Origin of the sequence: Legionella parisiensis (assembly GCF_001467945.1) — a bacterium.
In the GTDB taxonomy this organism is placed as follows: Bacteria; Pseudomonadota; Gammaproteobacteria; order Legionellales; family Legionellaceae; genus Legionella; species Legionella parisiensis.
In genome coordinates this window covers 1-15,341 of sequence record NZ_LNYQ01000013.1, presented here as the reverse complement: position 1 = coordinate 15,341, position 15,341 = coordinate 1, and the positions used below count along the sequence as shown (strand labels likewise).

Here is a 15,341-nt window from a genome sequence, read left to right as displayed (position 1 = left end):
CAGAATATAATCAATATTCAAAAAAAAAAACCCGCATTGAGCGGGTTCTTAAGTAGATAATAGCAATATTTATTCTTCAGAATCATCACTAGCAACAGGTCGATCTAGTAACTCAACGATTGCCATAGGTGCGTTATCTCCGTCTCTATAACCACATTTAATGATACGTATATATCCACCGGGACGCTCTACAAAACGTGGACCTAGATCTTTAAACAATTTACCAACAGCAGATTTAGATCTGAGAATATCGAACGCATGACGTCGTGTAGCAACTGAATCAATCTTTGAAACAGTAATCAAAGGTTCAATATAACGTCGCAAATCTTTAGCTTTAGGCAAAGTTGTTTTTATCAACTCATGCTCAATTAAAGAGCAACACATATTTGCAAACATAGCCTTTCTGTGGCTACTTGTACGGCCAAAACTTCTGCCTGAATTACGATGACGCATAACCAAAACTCCTAAACTTTATTCGCCAAGATTTGCTGGCGGCCAATTCTCAAGTTTCATACCGAGCGATAATGAACGTGAAGCTAAAACATCCTTAATCTCAGTTAAAGATTTCTTACCCAGATTAGGGGTCTTTAAGAGTTCATTTTCAGTTCTTTGGACTAGATCGCCGATATAATGAATATTTTCTGCTTTCAAGCAATTTGCAGATCGAACAGTTAACTCTAAATCATCAACAGAGCGTAATAGAATAGGATCAAAATCATTGCGTTCTTTATTATCAGACCGAGACTCTTCAAATTTCATGTCGACAAAAGCATGAAGCTGTCTTTGAAGAATACTAGCAGAGACCCGTATTGATTCTTCAGCATCGATAGTTCCGTTAGTTTCTAACTCAATAGTTAACTTATCGAGGTCAGTACGGTTTTCTACACGTGCACTATCAACATAGTAAGCCACTTTTTTAACTGGAGAGAAGCTATTATCAATTTTAAGCTTCCCAACAGTTTTTCTTTCTACTTCATCATCGAAATGTCTAATAAATGAATCAGTGCTGTGGAAACCAATTCCGCGCTCAACTTTCAAAGTCATACTCAATTTGCCTTTTTCGTTCAAATTAGCAATGACGAGCTCTGGATTAACTAATTCCAATCCATGAGTCAGCTGAATGTCTCCAGCAGTAACTTGACAAGGACCTTGTTTGTTCAATGTCACAGTGGCTTCTTCGCCAACAGACATTTTAATTGCAACTAACTTCAGGTTCAGCAATATATCAACAACATCTTCCTGCACGCCTTCAATTGTGCTGTATTCATGTAGAACACCGTCAATTGAAGCTTCAGTAATTGCACTTCCAGGCATTGATGATAACAGAATACGTCTCAAAGCATTGCCGAGAGTATGACCAAAGCCACGCTCCAAAGGCTCTAAAACTATTCTAGCTTTATAGGGCGATTCTGCCTGGACCTTAAGAACATTAGGTGTCAACATTTCATTGATTTCAGTATACATTCAGCTATTTCTCCGAGCTTACTTAGAGTAAAGTTCTACAACTAAGTTTACGTTGTAGTCTGAAGATAAGTCAGTTAACGTTGGTGCTGTAGAGAATGTTCCTTTGCAAGAAGAAGAATCTACAGTAATCCAATCACATGGAGTTCTTTGTTCAGACAAAGCTAAAGCTGCTTGAATACGGCCTTGACTTCGTGCTCTTTGTCGAACAGATATAACATCTCCAGGTTTTACTAAGAAAGATGGAACGTTAACTATATTATCATTAACAAGTATGGCCTTGTGTGTAACAAGTTGTCGTGCTTCAGCACGTGTACTTGCAAAACCCATGCGGTACACAACATTATCCAAACGTCTTTCAAGTAAAGACATCAGATTTTCACCTGTAGCACCTTTCATACGAGCAGCCATTTTGTAATAGCCACGGAATTGCTTTTCAAGAACACCATACAATCTTCTGATCTTTTGCTTCTCTCTAAGCTGGATTCCATAACCATTCAGGCGTGGTTTTTTATCACCATGTTGTCCAGGTAACTTTTCAGATTTACATTTGGACTTGTGATCACGGACACCACTTTTAAGTAATAAATCACAACCTTCACGACGTGATAACTTACATTTTGGACCAAGATATCTAGCCATTAATTACTCCTGAGTCTTATACACGACGTTTTTTAGGTGGTTTACACCCGTTATGAGGTATACCAGTAACATCGGTAATTTCAACAATTTTAAAATCCTGTGATATTAATTCACGAATAGTGGACTCTCTTCCAGGTCCGGGCCCATGAACAAATACAGCCACAGACTTCATACCGTATTCTTTCGCAACAGCTGCAGCACGCTCAGTAGCAACCTGTGCAGCATAGGGGGTACTTTTTCTTGATCCTCTAAATCCAGAACCACCAGATGTTGCCCAGCATAGCGCATTACCTTGTCTGTCAGTAAAGGTAACTATTGTATTATTAAAAGATGCATGAACGTGAACTATACCATCCGATACGACACGTTTAGCCTTTTTGCGTACTTTTTGTTGTTTTGACTTTGTTATTGCCATCTTACTTTCCTACATGAAAAATCAAACGGTAGTGCCCTTTCTGCGACCTTTTCTCGTACGAGCATTAGTTTTCGTACGCTGTCCTCGCAATGGCAACCCTCTTCTGTGTCTTAGACCACGATAACATCCTAGATCCATAAGGCGCTTGATGTTCATTGTCACAACACGACGCAAATCACCTTCCACAGTTATTTTTGCAATTTCTGTTCTCAAAGACTCAAGTTGAGCATCAGTTAATTCAGATACCTTTTTTGAAGGTTCAATACCAACTGTTGAACATAATTTCAAGGATGTAGGTTTACCAATACCATATATTGCTGTTAAAGCAATCACAACATGTTTGTGATCAGGTATATTTACTCCTGCAATACGAGCCATTAACTTCTCCGAACGTTATTTGTTCTGTCGAAAGGGACAGAAGAATACTATTTTTATAAAATTAAATCAAGCGGATATTAACCCTGCTTTTGCTTATGTCTGGCATCTTTACAAATAACCCGTATAGTGCCACTTCGTTTAATAATCTTGCAATTGCGACAAATTCGCTTTACAGATGCTCTTACTTTCATTCCTAACTCCGATAAAGATCATAAAAGACCAGGTAATTTGGTACCTTTAAAATTAGCCTTTTTCATTAAAGAATCATATTGCTGAGTCATTAAATGAGCTTGTACTTGAGCTACAAAATCCATAATAACAACTACGATAATCAGCAATGACGTTCCTCCGAAATAAAAAGGGACATGCCATGTATACATCAAAATCTGAGGCAAAAGACATACTAAAACCAAATAAATTGCACCAACTAATGTCAAGCGCGTCATTACACCGTCAATATATTTAGTTGTTTGTTCACCTGGTCTAATTCCAGGAATATATGCACCAGATTTTTTTAAGTTATCAGCAGTATCTTTGGGGTTAAAAACCAAAGCTGCATAAAAGAACGCAAAAAATATAATAGCAACAGCATACACAATTAAGTACAAAGGTTGTCCAGGAGATAGAGCCATTCCAACATCAGCCAACCAACCCAACCCTTTAGTATGTGAGAAAAATTGAGCCAAAGTTGCAGGTAATAATATAATGCTGGATGCAAAAATAGGTGGTATTACACCAGACATATTGATTTTCAAAGGTAAATGACTCGTTTGTGCAGCATATACCTTTCTACCTTGCGTTCTTTGCGCATAATTAACTCTTATACGTCTCTGTGCGCGCTCCATAAATACTACAAATCCTGTTACTACAACTACAACAACAGCAATAATAATTAGGGTTAACGCTTGCATTTGCCCTTCTTTAACTTGTTGAAGAACTGATGCAATAGCAGTGGGCATACTTGAGACAATTCCTGAGAAAATTATTAACGATATACCGTTACCGACACCTTTTTCAGTAATTTGCTCTCCCAACCACATTAAAAACATTGTACCCGTCACCAACGTGACCACTGCGGTGAAGTAGAATGAGAAGTCAGCTTGTAGTGCAATTTGTTGTCCAGCTAACCAACGTGCCATTCCTAAAGACTGAAACACCGAAAGCACCAAAGTCAGGTATCGAGTGTATTGATTTATTTTTCTACGTCCAGATTCACCTTCCTTTTTAAGTTGCTCCAGTTTAGGGGAGACAACAGTAAACAGTTGTAGAATAATGGATGCAGAAATGTATGGCATAATACCAATTGCAAAAACCGTCACACGCGATAATGCACCACCAGAAAACATATTGAATAAGCCAAAAATTGTATTCTGCTGTTCATTAAAAAAATTAGCTAATCGGGCAGGATCCAATCCAGGTACTGGTATGTGTGCTCCTAAACGGTAAACTAAAATTCCAAGAACAACAAACAATAATCTTGATTTCAGTTCAGCCAATCCACCACGTGATTGGCTTGCATTATGTTTTTGGTTTTTCATAGTCACTCTTCTACGCTGCCGCCTAAACCTTCAATGGCCAAACGAGCTCCTTTAGTGACTCTTAAACCTTTAAGTTTGATGGCAGTAGTTAATTCACCAGATAAAATAACCTTTACATCCTTAATGGAATTGCTGATTAGACCTGCTTCACGCAATACATTTAGATCAATTACTTCATCAGACAATTTTGCAAGTTCACTGAGGCAAATCTGATCTACAGTTCTACCAACTCGTGACTTAAAGCCCATTTTCGGTAGACGTCTTTGAATAGGCATTTGACCGCCTTCAAAATTAATCTTATGAAAACCACCAGCACGAGCTTTTTGCCCTTTATGACCTTTACCACTTGTTTTACCTAGCCCAGATCCTATACCACGACCTAACCGTCTTTTGGGACGTTTTGAACCAGGATCTGGTGATAGTGAATTTAAATTCATTATACACTCTCCTCAACCAGCAATAGATAATCAACTTTATTAATAAGGCCACGAATTGCTGGGGTATCATTATGAGATACGCTAGAATTAGTTTTACCTAGACCTAATTGCTTTACGATAGAAATGTGCTTTGGTTTTCTGCCTATAATGCTTTTAACCAAAGTTATTTTAATTTTCTTTTCCATAATCAGCCCGCCATAACTTCTTCAACAGTTTTACCACGCTTGGCCGCAACATAATCTGGGGTACCGATATTAGTTAAAGCTCCAATCGTAGCTCTAACAATATTGCTTGGATTGGTAGAACCAATACTTTTAGCTAATATGTTTTGCACGCCTAAAACTTCTAAGACAGCTCTCATCGCGCCACCAGCAATAATTCCAGTACCTTCACTTGCGGGCTTCATAAATACCTTAGATGCACCGTAGTTCCAAGTAATCTCGTGAAATATAGTTGAGCCTGAAAGTGGAATATAAACCATATTCTTCTTAGCTTGCTCCATTGCTTTTTGAATTGCAATTGGAACTTCTCTTGCTTTACCTCTACCAAATCCAACTTTACCCTTGCCGTCACCAACAACAACAAGTACTGCAAAGCCAAAAACACGGCCTCCCTTAACAACTTTAGCTGTACGATTAACCGATACTAGCTTTTCCTGGTAGCCATCTGATTTTGGTGATGATTCATCGAATGCCATAATCGTTCCTTAAAAATCTAATCCAGCTTCGCGCGCACCTTCTGCAAGGGCTTTCACTCGGCCATGATATTTATAACCAGCACGATCAAATGCAACTTGAGTAATGCCACGCTCGCCTGCACGCTTACCAAGCAGTTTGCCAACTAGGCTAGCTTGTTCTACCTTACATTTACCGTTTAGGCTTGCACGCAATTCTTTATCGTTTGTTGAACATGATACCAATACTTTATCACCAAGTTTATCCGCCTCGATGATTTGTGAGTAAATATGCAATCCACTTCTATAAACGACTAGTCTTGCTCTGCCTGATTTGCGGATCAGTGCTTTTGCTTTTAATCCACGTCGAGTACGTGAGTTGTGTTTATTCATGACTTAAACCTTATTTCTTTTTCGCTTCTTTACGAGCAATATACTCGCCAGCAAGTTTAACACCTTTACCTTTATAGGGCTCTGGTGGTCTAAATGCTCTTATTTCAGAAGCTACTTGACCCAAAATTTGTTTATCAACTCCCTTCAGCAATATGACAGTATTGCTTGGGGTTTCAACTAAAACACCTTCAGGCAAGTGGTACTCAATAGGATGAGAAAAACCTAAAGATAATGTAATTGATTTATCTTTAGATTGTGCTCTATAACCTACACCAACCAGTTCCAAGGTAACAACAAAACCTTCAGTTACACCTTTAACCATGTTATTTACTAATGCACGAGCTGTTCCGGCCTGAGCCCAAGCTCTAGGATCATTTGCAGCAGGCGCAAACTCAACGTGATTAGACTCTTTATTTTTAGTTACTTTAACTAACCTATTAATCTTTTGGGTTAGTGTTCCTTTAGGCCCTTTAACAGTAACTTCACCATCACCTATTGTTATTTCAACGTTTGCTGGTTGAACTACTGGGGCTTTTGCTACTCTAGACATATTATTCCTCGCAAGTATTAAGCCACTTCACAAATGACTTCGCCACCAACGCCTTTCATCTTTGCAGATATATGGGTCATTATACCTTGTGATGTAGACAAAATAGCTACGCCAAAACCAGGAACAGATGTCAAATCTTTATATGATTTATAGACTCTCAATCCAGGCCTGCTAATTCTCTTAATTAATTCAATAACGGGTCTGCCATGATAGTATTTCAGCTTAATCGTCATTAATTTAAGATTATTATCTAATGATTCTACAAAGAAGTTTTCAATAAATCCTTCTTCCTTTAAAACACGAGCAATTTCTTCTTTCAATTTCGAAGAAGTTAAAGTTATTTGCTGATGTTTTGCTTGTTGACCATTTCTTATTCGGGTCAGCATATCAGCAACTGGATCATGCATACTCACAATCGTTCTCCAATTAAAAAATTACCAGCTAGATTTTCTTCCGCCAGGTATATTACCAACCATTAGTTGTTGTCTTAAGCAAATTCTACAAAGAGCAAACTTACGATAAACACCGTGGGGACGACCACATTGCTGGCATCGTGTTTTAAAACGAACAGGATTTGAATTAACAGGCAACTTAGCTAACTGTAACTGACTGTCCATAATTACCTGAAAATCATCAGATGATTTAATCAATTTTTTTAATTCGTTTCTGCGTTTACTGTACTTATTCACTAGCTTGTTACGCTTTAACTCTCTCATAAGCATTGATTTTTTAGCCACAATTTCACCCTTATTTTTTATCTCTATCTTTCAATGGAAGGTTAAATGCTTCTAACAAAGCTTTAGCTTCTTCATTTGTTTTAGCACTTGTAGTAATACAAATATCTAAACCACGAATACCATCTGTTTTATCGTAATCAATTTCTGGAAATACGATTTGTTCATGTATTCCCATGCTGTAATTACCAGTTCCATCAAAAGATTTAGGATTTAAACCACGAAAATCTCTCACACGAGGTAAAGTTACGGAAATCAGTCTATCCAAAAATTCATACATATGTTGACGTCTTAGTGTTACTTTACAGCCTATCGGCCATCCGTCCCTAATTTTAAAACCAGCAATAGATTTTTTTGCTTTAGTAACAACAGGCTTTTGTCCAGCAATCAAAGTCATATCCTCAACTGCATGACTCATCACTTTTTTATCACCAACAGCTTCACCAACACCCATATTCAAGGTGATCTTAAGCAACTTTGGAACTTCCATAACGCTGGAATACTTGAACCGTTTCATCATCATAGGGATGATTTCTTTCCTATATAATTCATTAAGTCTTGTCATTTCAATCACCTAATTAAACACGGTCAATTATTTCATTGTCAGATTTAAAATATCTAACTTTCTTACTTATACCGCTACTCTCAATAAATTTAAATCCTACTTTATCTGCTTTCTTTGTATTGGGATTAAAATGAGCAACGTTAGAAACATGTACCGGCGCTTCAAGGGTAATAATGCCACCCTTATTTTCTGGTTTTTGCGGATTAGGCTTAACATGTTTTTTGATTATGTTTCCGCCTTCAACAACCACACCATTTTCAGTCACACGTAAGACCTTACCTCGATGACCTTTACTTTTTCCGGCAATTATAATTACATCATCGCCTTTCTGAATACGTTTCATATCTAAATCCTTCTCACAAAACTTCTGCAGCCAGAGATATTATTTTCATAAATCTCTCTCGTAGCTCGCGAGTAACAGGGCCAAATATACGAGTACCAATTGGCTCGTTTTGGTTATTTAACAGTACTGCAGCGTTACCGTCGAAACGAATCAAGGAACCATCGTCTCTACGCACACCTTGGGCTGTACGAACAACTACCGCTTTCATCACAGCACCCTTCTTTACTTTACTTCTTGGTATTGCATCTTTAATACTTACTTTGATTACATCACCTACACGTGCATATCTACGGTGAGAACCGCCAAGCACTTTAATACACATAACCTTACGTGCTCCGCTGTTATCAGCCACTTCAAGCACTGTCTGCATTTGGATCATTTTTTTCTCCAGCTCTGATTTCGACCAGAAAAAGGTTGCTGATTATATCAGGCCTTTTAGGGTTTTAAAAGTAAATCAACAGGGTTGATTAAGAAATTACTTCGACTAATACCCAGCTTTTTGTTTTAGAGAGTGGTCTTGACTCACGGATCTTTACTATGTTACCAATTTTGCATACTTGATTTTCATCATGAGCATGTAATTTAGATCTACGTTTCATAATTTTTCCATATTTTGGATGTTTCACAGAACGTTCAATCATCACAACTATGGTTTTATCCATTTTGTCACTAACTACTTTTCCAACCATTGTTCTGGCATTTGATTCACTATTAGACATGTCACTTACCTGCCTTTTCAGTCAACATTGTTTTTACTCTTGCCACTGACTTACGCACCATGGTTATGAGATGTGTTTTATCTAGTGAGCCACTTGCTTTCTTCATTCGCAAATTTAATTGTTCTTTACGCAATGAAAGCAATTCATTTTGCAGTTCTTCTACTGATAAACCGCGTAATTCATCAACCTTTTTCATTACATCACCTTCCTTTCTTCAAATATAACTTTGAAAGGAAGTTTTGCTTTAGCCAGATCAAACGCTTCCATAGCAAGCTCTCTGGATACACCTTCCATTTCAAATAGAACCTTACCTGGTTGTATTTGAGCAACCCAATACTCGACACTACCTTTACCTTTACCTTGTCTTACTTCTAAAGGTTTTTGAGTAATAGGCTTGTCTGGGAACACTCTAATCCAAATTTTACCGCCACGCTTAATATGACGTGTCATCGCTCTTCGCGCTGCCTCAATTTGTCTTGCAGTTAAGCGACCACGCTCAAGAGCTTTCAAACCAAATTCACCAAAGCTGATGTTGCTGCCGCGTAAAGCCAAACCTCTGTTACGGCCTTTCATCTGTTTTCGGTATTTTGTACGTTTAGGTTGTAACATGATTCTTAATCCTCACTCACTGGGCAACGTCAGAAGATCTTTTCTTTTGTGGGAGAATTTCACCCTTGAAGATCCAGACTTTTACACCAATAATACCGTAGGTAGTTTTAGACTCCGCTGTACCGTAATCGATATCTGCTCTGAAAGTATGTAAAGGTACACGACCTTCTCTATACCATTCACTACGAGCAATTTCAGCACCACCAAGTCTTCCACTAACACAAATTTTAATTCCTTTAGCGCCTGCTTTAAGAGCTGAAGTTACTGCACGTTTCATAGCTCGTCTAAACATAACACGCTGCTCTAACTGCTGCGCGATTCCTTCTGCAACCAGTGTTGAATCAAGTTCAGGTTTTTTAATTTCTTCAATATTTAGGTGAACAGGTACACCCAATTTATTAGAAATTTCATTACGCAGAGTTTCAATACCGCCACCCTTTTTACCGATGATTACACCAGGCCGTGCAGTTTGTATTGTAACAACAGCATTATTAGCAGGACGCTCAATAAGAATTTTGCTTACTGCAGCTGACATAAGCTTCTTTTTCAGCTCAGTACGTAGTTTAATATCTTGAATTAAAAATTCAGCATATTTTTTCCCTGCGAACCATTTAGAGTTCCAGTCTTTAATAATACCAAGGCGTATGCCTATAGGGTTAACTTTTTGTCCCATTGCTATTCCTCGTCAGACACTTTTATCGTGATATGGCAGGTACGTTTGCAAATTCTATTTGCACGTCCTTTAGCTCTGGGACTAATACGTTTTAAAGTCATTGCTTCATCAACGCAGACCATACCTACTTTTAAATCATCAATATCTGCACCATTATTATTCTCAGCATTTGCAATTGCAGATTCTAATAATTTAAGCATTAATTGAGCACCTTTTTTTGGTGTAAACTTGAGGACATCAAGTGCACCAGATACATTCATGTTTCGTATCATATCTGCTACCAATCTGCCCTTCTGAGCGGATAAGGGAGCACCTTTTAGCTTTGCTGTAACTTCCATCATATCCTCTTATTTGCCTTTAGCCTTTCTGTCACCAGAGTGGCCTTTGAAAGTACGAGTCATGGCAAACTCACCTAATTTATGACCGACCATATTATCAGTTATGTAAACAGGAATATGATCTTTGCCGTTATGAACAGCAATTGTTAAGTCAATCATTTCAGGAACGATTGTTGATCTTCTTGACCAAGTTTTAATTGGCTTTTTAGATTTTGATTCAATTGCAGCTTCTACTTTGGCAATCAAATGATGGTCAACAAAAGGACCTTTTCTAATAGAACGAGACACTTGATATCCTCTCAATAATTATTTCTTTTTACGTCTTCTGACAATAAAACTATCAGTACGCTTATTACTTCTGGTTTTGTAACCTTTAGTAGGTACGCCCCATGGTGACACCGGATGACGTCCACCAGAAGTACGGCCTTCACCACCACCATGTGGGTGATCAACTGGGTTCATAGCTACCCCACGAACTGTTGGGCGAATACCTCTCCAGCGTTTTGCTCCAGCTTTTCCTAATGCACGTAAACTATGTTCACTATTACTGACTTCACCAATTACTGCTCTACAAAGAACATGTATTTTTCGCATTTCGCCAGAGCGAAGTCTTAATGTTGCATAAATACCTTCTTTAGCAACAATTTGTCCGCTTGCTCCAGCACTTCTTAATACCTGGGCACCTTTTCCTGGTTTCATTTCAACACAATGAATTGTAGTACCAACAGGAATGTTTTTTAATGGGAGACAATTACCAATAGTAATAGATGAGTCTGCACCACTAACAACAGTATCACCAACCTTCAAATTAGCTGGTGCAATAATATATCTTCTTTCACCATCTTTATAAACAATCAGTGCAATCAAAGCAGTACGATTTGGATCGTACTCAATACGTTCAACACGAGCTTCAATCCCATCTTTATTACGTTTAAAATCAATGATGCGATATTGATTACGTTGACCACCACCGATATGTCTTACAGTAATTCTACCTTGGTTATTACGTCCGCCAGTTTTTTTCAGTTTTTCAACTAAAGCCGCATGTGGCTTTCCTTTATGAATATGGTGGTGAACCACTCGTAATTCGCCACGTTTTCCTGGCGATGTAGGTTTAGATTTTAATAGTGCCATCTTAATCTGCCTTATTCGGTAGCTGTAAAGTCAATATCTTGATCAGCATGAAGAGTTACAAATGCTTTTTTCCAATCACTACGTTTTCCGTTTGTTTGTTTAAAACGCTTTGTTTTTCCCTTCACATTGATAACAGATACATTTTTAACTTTAACGTTAAATATATGCTCTACCGCCAGTTTAATTTCATTTTTAGTTGCAGTTTTCAATACTTTGAAAGTGAACTGTTTCAGCTTATCAGCTATGACAGTAGCTTTTTCAGAAGTATGTGGCTCACGTAGAACCATCAACAATCTTTCAGCGTTCATTGTAACTGTTCCTCAATTTTTTTAATTGCAGCTTCTGTAACAACAACTTTCTCAAATCTAAGCAAAGAAACAGGATCTATAGTTGTAACGTCGCAGATATCATAATCAATTAAGTTTCTTGAACCAAAATATTCATTTTCTCCAACTTCACTCATTACGATAAGTGCGTTATTAATATTTAACTGGTTCATTTTGCTAACAAAATCTTTAGTTTTTTTGCTTTCACATTGGAAATCACTCACAACAACCAAGTTTCCAGTGCGGCAAAGTTCGGAGATTATACTACGTAATGCACGTTTGTACATTTTTTTATTAATTTTTTGTGAATAATCTCTTTTTTTAGAAGCAAAGGTTACCCCACCGCTTCTCCATAGTGGGCTTCTTATAGTACCAGCTCGAGCACGACCAGTTCCTTTTTGATTCCAAGGTTTTTTACCGCCGCCACGCACTTCAGAGCGAGTTTTTTGGGCGCTATTACCACTACGTGCATTATTCATATATGTCACTACTGCCTGATGAATCAAGCCTTCGTTATACCCATATGCGAATACTTCTTGGTTCAGTATTAATTTTGAATTTGTATCTATAGTAGTAATTTCCATCACTCACCTCGCACTTGCTTTTTAACTGCAGGCTTAATCTCAACTCGTGAGCCAGGAGCACCAGGTATAGCACCTTTGATAAGAAGTAAATTTCTTTCTGCATCTACGCGCACTAATTCGAGGCTTTGAACGGTACAACGAACATTACCCAAATGACCTGCCATTTTTTTACCTTTAAACACACGTCCTGGAGTTTGGTTTTGACCTATAGAGCCAGGTACACGATGCGATCTGGAATTACCGTGAGTAGCATCTTGTGTTCTAAAATTGTATCTTTTAACGGTGCCGGCAAAACCTTTACCTTTTGTGGTTCCTGCGACATCAACAAATTGTCCAGCAGTAAATACATCCGCAACAGTGATCACTTGACCTGCTTTGAATGCATCTTCTGAATCGATTAAAAATTCAACAGCCGTATCACCTGCTTCAATTTCAGCTTTTGCAAAGTGGCCTGTTAAAGGCTTATTAACCTTGTTTGCTTTTTTAACACCGCCTGTTAATTGCACAGCTGAGTAACCATCAGCTTCTTTAGTTTTAATCTGTGAAACTCTATTAGGGTGAACTTCAACAACAGAAACTGGAACAGAAACTCCATCTGCCATGAAGACCCGCGTCATACCGATTTTACGGCCTAATAAACCGATCATCATTCTAACACCTCTTTAATATCCTGCACCCTAATATTAGTCATCAAGGCTTATCTGAACATCAACTCCAGCAGCCAGATCCAATTTCATCAATGCATCTACTGTTTTTTCAGTTGGATGAACGATAACGACCAAGCGTTTGTGAGTACGTAATTCATATTGATCACGAGCATCTTTATTAACATGCGGTGAAGTCAATACAGTAAATTTTTCCTTACGGACGGGCAATGGTATTGGCCCGCGAACTTGCGCTCCAGTACGTTTTGCTGTCTCAACTATTTCTCGAGTTGATAAGTCAATCAACCGATGATCAAAGGATTTTAATCTTATTTTAATGTTTTGATTGTTACTCATTCTAATTACTCAATAATTTTAGCGACAACACCGGCGCCTACAGTACGGCCACCTTCCCGAATAGCGAAACGCAAACCTTCGTCCATCGCAATAGGTGCATGCAGATTAATTGTCAATTGTACGTTATCACCAGGCATTACCATTTCCACTCCAGATGGAAGATCACATGTTCCAGTTACGTCTGTCGTTCTGAAATAAAACTGTGGTCTGTATCCATTGAAAAATGGAGTATGTCGTCCACCTTCCTCTTTTGATAATACGTATACTTCTGCTTCAAATTTTGTATGAGGCTTAATTGTTCCTGGCTTAGCTAATACCTGGCCACGCTCAACTTCATCTCGCTTGGTTCCACGTAATAACACACCAACGTTGTCACCAGCTCGACCCTCATCCAACAACTTACGAAACATCTCAACACCTGTGCAGGTGGTTTTTTGAGTGTCGCGTATTCCAACAATCTCAATCTCTTCACCTACTTTAACAATACCACTCTCTACACGGCCGGTTACTACTGTTCCACGTCCAGAAATAGAGAATACATCTTCGATTGGTAACAAAAATGCTTTATCAATGTTACGTACTGGCTCAGGTATGTATGAATCCATAGTCTCAACCAATTTCTCAATCGCTTTAACTCCGATATCACTGTCATCACCTTCCAACGCTTTCAACGCAGAGCCAACAATAATCGGAATATCATCGCCAGGAAAATCGTAACTGCTTAATAAGTCACGTACTTCCATCTCAACCAACTCTAACAACTCAGGGTCATCTACCATATCTGCTTTGTTCATGAACACTACAATATACGGTACGCCTACCTGACGTGATAACAATATGTGTTCACGTGTCTGTGGCATTGGACCATCCGCTGCTGATACTACCAGTATCGCTCCGTCCATTTGCGCCGCACCAGTAATCATGTTCTTAACATAGTCAGCATGTCCTGGACAATCTACGTGCGCATAGTGCCTGTTTGCTGATTCATATTCTACGTGTGCTGTAGATATTGTAATTCCTCGCTCGCGCTCTTCCGGTGCAGCATCAATCTGGTCATACGCCTTTGCTGTCCCACCAAATTTCTTTGCCATAATCGTGGTAATCGCTGCAGTTAATGTAGTCTTACCGTGGTCTACGTGACCAATCGTGCCAACGTTTACGTGTGGCTTCTTACGCTCAAATTTTTCCTTCGCCATTGGAAAGTCTCCCCCATTGCTAAATTGACATTATGGTGCCCACAACTGGACTCGAACCAACGACCTCTTCCTTACCAAGGAAGTGCTCTACCGCCTGAGCTATGTGGGCTTATATTAGCTTGCAGCATCATAATGCAAGCAAATATTTTCTATTTCTAATTTGGAGCGGGTGATGGGAATCGAACCCACGCTATCAGCTTGGAAGGCTGAAGTTCTACCATTGAACTACACCCGCTTATCCTTCTTTTTTAACTGGTGGAGGGGGAAGGATTCGAACCTTCGAAGGCAGAGCCGTCAGATTTACAGTCTGATCCCTTTGACCGCTCGGGAACCCCTCCAAAAAGAACGCTATTGTCTTTTAAGATGAATAGAATGTCAACATTTTGTTAACGGCCAACCTAATAAGATGGTGCTGGCACCAGGAATCGAACCCGGGACCTACTGATTACAAGTCAGTTGCTCTACCAACTGAGCTACGCCAGCATGTACGCTTTTGCCTATTTTCAACTAGGGCTTATAGTGATTTTAATTTTAGCTATCACTTATATAAAACCCTGGCGATGACCTACTTTCACATGAGGAGACCTCACACTATCATTGGCGCGGGTTCGTTTCACTTCTGAGTTCGAGAT

At 38.8% G+C, this 15,341-nt stretch carries 29 protein-coding genes, 4 tRNA genes and 1 rRNA gene; all 34 read right to left on the bottom strand.

What is annotated here, in order from left to right:
• Positions 1-69 precede the first annotated feature (69 nt).
• The gene (gene rplQ, locus Lpar_RS06110; protein ID WP_058517107.1) at positions 70-453 is read right to left on the bottom strand and encodes a 50S ribosomal protein L17; all 384 of its coding nucleotides are present in this window, start codon (positions 451-453) and stop codon (positions 70-72) included.
• A gap of 18 nt (positions 454-471) precedes the next feature.
• A complete protein-coding gene (locus tag Lpar_RS06105; RefSeq protein WP_058517106.1) occupies positions 472-1,464 on the bottom strand; it encodes a DNA-directed RNA polymerase subunit alpha in 993 nt (330 codons plus the stop codon).
• 18 nt (positions 1,465-1,482) lie between these two features.
• Positions 1,483-2,103, bottom strand: a complete 621-nt coding sequence (rpsD, locus tag Lpar_RS06100; RefSeq protein WP_058517105.1) for a 30S ribosomal protein S4 — start codon at positions 2,101-2,103, stop codon at positions 1,483-1,485.
• A 16-nt stretch (positions 2,104-2,119) separates the two neighbouring features.
• A complete protein-coding gene (gene rpsK / locus Lpar_RS06095) occupies positions 2,120-2,518 on the bottom strand; it encodes a 30S ribosomal protein S11 (protein ID WP_003633055.1) in 399 nt (132 codons plus the stop codon).
• A gap of 21 nt (positions 2,519-2,539) precedes the next feature.
• Positions 2,540-2,896, bottom strand: a complete 357-nt coding sequence (rpsM, locus tag Lpar_RS06090) for a 30S ribosomal protein S13 (protein ID WP_028381376.1) — start codon at positions 2,894-2,896, stop codon at positions 2,540-2,542.
• A 77-nt stretch (positions 2,897-2,973) separates the two neighbouring features.
• Positions 2,974-3,087 (bottom strand): 50S ribosomal protein L36, encoded by a 114-nt coding sequence (rpmJ, locus tag Lpar_RS18440; RefSeq protein ID WP_010946099.1) that lies wholly within the window; start codon positions 3,085-3,087, stop codon positions 2,974-2,976.
• Between the two features lie 18 nt (positions 3,088-3,105).
• Positions 3,106-4,434 (bottom strand): preprotein translocase subunit SecY, encoded by a 1,329-nt coding sequence (secY, locus tag Lpar_RS06085; RefSeq protein ID WP_058517104.1) that lies wholly within the window; start codon positions 4,432-4,434, stop codon positions 3,106-3,108.
• A 2-nt stretch (positions 4,435-4,436) separates the two neighbouring features.
• Positions 4,437-4,871 carry a 50S ribosomal protein L15 gene (gene rplO / locus Lpar_RS06080; protein ID WP_058517103.1) on the bottom strand — a complete coding sequence of 145 codons (435 nt, stop codon included), beginning with the start codon at positions 4,869-4,871 and terminating at the stop codon, positions 4,437-4,439.
• Positions 4,871-5,056, bottom strand: a complete 186-nt coding sequence (rpmD, locus tag Lpar_RS06075; RefSeq protein WP_019233377.1) for a 50S ribosomal protein L30 — start codon at positions 5,054-5,056, stop codon at positions 4,871-4,873. The genes rplO and rpmD overlap by 1 nt, the downstream gene beginning before the upstream one ends.
• A 2-nt stretch (positions 5,057-5,058) precedes the next feature.
• The gene (gene rpsE / locus Lpar_RS06070) at positions 5,059-5,568 is read right to left on the bottom strand and encodes a 30S ribosomal protein S5 (RefSeq protein WP_019233376.1); all 510 of its coding nucleotides are present in this window, start codon (positions 5,566-5,568) and stop codon (positions 5,059-5,061) included.
• Positions 5,569-5,577: 9 nt separating this feature from the next.
• Positions 5,578-5,937, bottom strand: a complete 360-nt coding sequence (gene rplR, locus Lpar_RS06065) for a 50S ribosomal protein L18 (protein WP_058517102.1) — start codon at positions 5,935-5,937, stop codon at positions 5,578-5,580.
• Between the two features lie 10 nt (positions 5,938-5,947).
• Entirely contained in the window at positions 5,948-6,487 is a 540-nt protein-coding gene (gene rplF / locus Lpar_RS06060) for a 50S ribosomal protein L6 (protein ID WP_058517101.1), read from the bottom strand.
• Positions 6,488-6,504: 17 nt separating this feature from the next.
• Positions 6,505-6,894, bottom strand: coding sequence for a 30S ribosomal protein S8 (gene rpsH, locus Lpar_RS06055; RefSeq protein ID WP_202814071.1), 390 nt, complete (start codon positions 6,892-6,894; stop codon positions 6,505-6,507).
• Between the two features lie 27 nt (positions 6,895-6,921).
• The gene (rpsN, locus tag Lpar_RS06050) at positions 6,922-7,224 is read right to left on the bottom strand and encodes a 30S ribosomal protein S14 (RefSeq protein WP_058517099.1); all 303 of its coding nucleotides are present in this window, start codon (positions 7,222-7,224) and stop codon (positions 6,922-6,924) included.
• A 10-nt stretch (positions 7,225-7,234) separates the two neighbouring features.
• Positions 7,235-7,786 carry a 50S ribosomal protein L5 gene (rplE, locus tag Lpar_RS06045; RefSeq protein WP_058517098.1) on the bottom strand — a complete coding sequence of 184 codons (552 nt, stop codon included), beginning with the start codon at positions 7,784-7,786 and terminating at the stop codon, positions 7,235-7,237.
• Positions 7,787-7,799: 13 nt separating this feature from the next.
• Complete coding sequence (gene rplX, locus Lpar_RS06040) at positions 7,800-8,129, bottom strand: 50S ribosomal protein L24 (RefSeq protein WP_058517097.1); 330 nt, start codon at positions 8,127-8,129, stop codon at positions 7,800-7,802.
• 13 nt (positions 8,130-8,142) lie between these two features.
• Positions 8,143-8,508, bottom strand: a complete 366-nt coding sequence (rplN, locus tag Lpar_RS06035; RefSeq protein ID WP_006872243.1) for a 50S ribosomal protein L14 — start codon at positions 8,506-8,508, stop codon at positions 8,143-8,145.
• Positions 8,509-8,596: 88 nt separating this feature from the next.
• Positions 8,597-8,848, bottom strand: a complete 252-nt coding sequence (rpsQ, locus tag Lpar_RS06030) for a 30S ribosomal protein S17 (protein ID WP_019233369.1) — start codon at positions 8,846-8,848, stop codon at positions 8,597-8,599.
• Between the two features lies 1 nt (position 8,849).
• Positions 8,850-9,044 (bottom strand): 50S ribosomal protein L29, encoded by a 195-nt coding sequence (gene rpmC, locus Lpar_RS06025; protein ID WP_058517096.1) that lies wholly within the window; start codon positions 9,042-9,044, stop codon positions 8,850-8,852.
• Positions 9,044-9,457 carry a 50S ribosomal protein L16 gene (gene rplP, locus Lpar_RS06020; RefSeq protein WP_003633085.1) on the bottom strand — a complete coding sequence of 138 codons (414 nt, stop codon included), beginning with the start codon at positions 9,455-9,457 and terminating at the stop codon, positions 9,044-9,046. The genes rpmC and rplP overlap by 1 nt, the downstream gene beginning before the upstream one ends.
• A gap of 16 nt (positions 9,458-9,473) precedes the next feature.
• Positions 9,474-10,130, bottom strand: a complete 657-nt coding sequence (gene rpsC, locus Lpar_RS06015) for a 30S ribosomal protein S3 (RefSeq protein ID WP_058517095.1) — start codon at positions 10,128-10,130, stop codon at positions 9,474-9,476.
• A gap of 2 nt (positions 10,131-10,132) precedes the next feature.
• Positions 10,133-10,468: a 50S ribosomal protein L22 gene (gene rplV, locus Lpar_RS06010; protein ID WP_010654827.1), complete on the bottom strand. Its 336-nt coding sequence runs from the start codon at positions 10,466-10,468 to the stop codon at positions 10,133-10,135.
• Positions 10,469-10,477: 9 nt separating this feature from the next.
• Positions 10,478-10,756, bottom strand: coding sequence for a 30S ribosomal protein S19 (rpsS, locus tag Lpar_RS06005; RefSeq protein WP_019233366.1), 279 nt, complete (start codon positions 10,754-10,756; stop codon positions 10,478-10,480).
• Between the two features lie 18 nt (positions 10,757-10,774).
• On the bottom strand, positions 10,775-11,602 hold the full coding sequence (gene rplB / locus Lpar_RS06000; protein WP_058517094.1) for a 50S ribosomal protein L2: 828 nt from the start codon (positions 11,600-11,602) through the stop codon (positions 10,775-10,777).
• A gap of 11 nt (positions 11,603-11,613) precedes the next feature.
• Positions 11,614-11,910 (bottom strand): 50S ribosomal protein L23, encoded by a 297-nt coding sequence (rplW, locus tag Lpar_RS05995; RefSeq protein WP_058517093.1) that lies wholly within the window; start codon positions 11,908-11,910, stop codon positions 11,614-11,616.
• Positions 11,907-12,512, bottom strand: a complete 606-nt coding sequence (rplD, locus tag Lpar_RS05990) for a 50S ribosomal protein L4 (RefSeq protein WP_058458802.1) — start codon at positions 12,510-12,512, stop codon at positions 11,907-11,909. Before rplD ends, rplW begins: the two co-directional genes overlap by 4 nt.
• Entirely contained in the window at positions 12,512-13,162 is a 651-nt protein-coding gene (rplC, locus tag Lpar_RS05985; protein ID WP_058517092.1) for a 50S ribosomal protein L3, read from the bottom strand. Before rplC ends, rplD begins: the two co-directional genes overlap by 1 nt.
• A gap of 33 nt (positions 13,163-13,195) precedes the next feature.
• Positions 13,196-13,513 carry a 30S ribosomal protein S10 gene (gene rpsJ, locus Lpar_RS05980; protein ID WP_019233361.1) on the bottom strand — a complete coding sequence of 106 codons (318 nt, stop codon included), beginning with the start codon at positions 13,511-13,513 and terminating at the stop codon, positions 13,196-13,198.
• Between the two features lie 5 nt (positions 13,514-13,518).
• Positions 13,519-14,709 carry an elongation factor Tu gene (gene tuf, locus Lpar_RS05975; RefSeq protein ID WP_058517091.1) on the bottom strand — a complete coding sequence of 397 codons (1,191 nt, stop codon included), beginning with the start codon at positions 14,707-14,709 and terminating at the stop codon, positions 13,519-13,521.
• Positions 14,710-14,742: 33 nt separating this feature from the next.
• Positions 14,743-14,818 (bottom strand) — tRNA-Thr (locus tag Lpar_RS05970).
• Positions 14,819-14,870: 52 nt separating this feature from the next.
• Positions 14,871-14,944, bottom strand: a tRNA-Gly gene (locus Lpar_RS05965).
• A gap of 18 nt (positions 14,945-14,962) precedes the next feature.
• Positions 14,963-15,047 (bottom strand) — tRNA-Tyr (locus Lpar_RS05960).
• 69 nt (positions 15,048-15,116) lie between these two features.
• Positions 15,117-15,192 (bottom strand) — tRNA-Thr (locus Lpar_RS05955).
• A 69-nt stretch (positions 15,193-15,261) separates the two neighbouring features.
• Positions 15,262-15,341 (bottom strand): 5S ribosomal RNA (rrf, locus tag Lpar_RS19740); the annotation flags it as partial.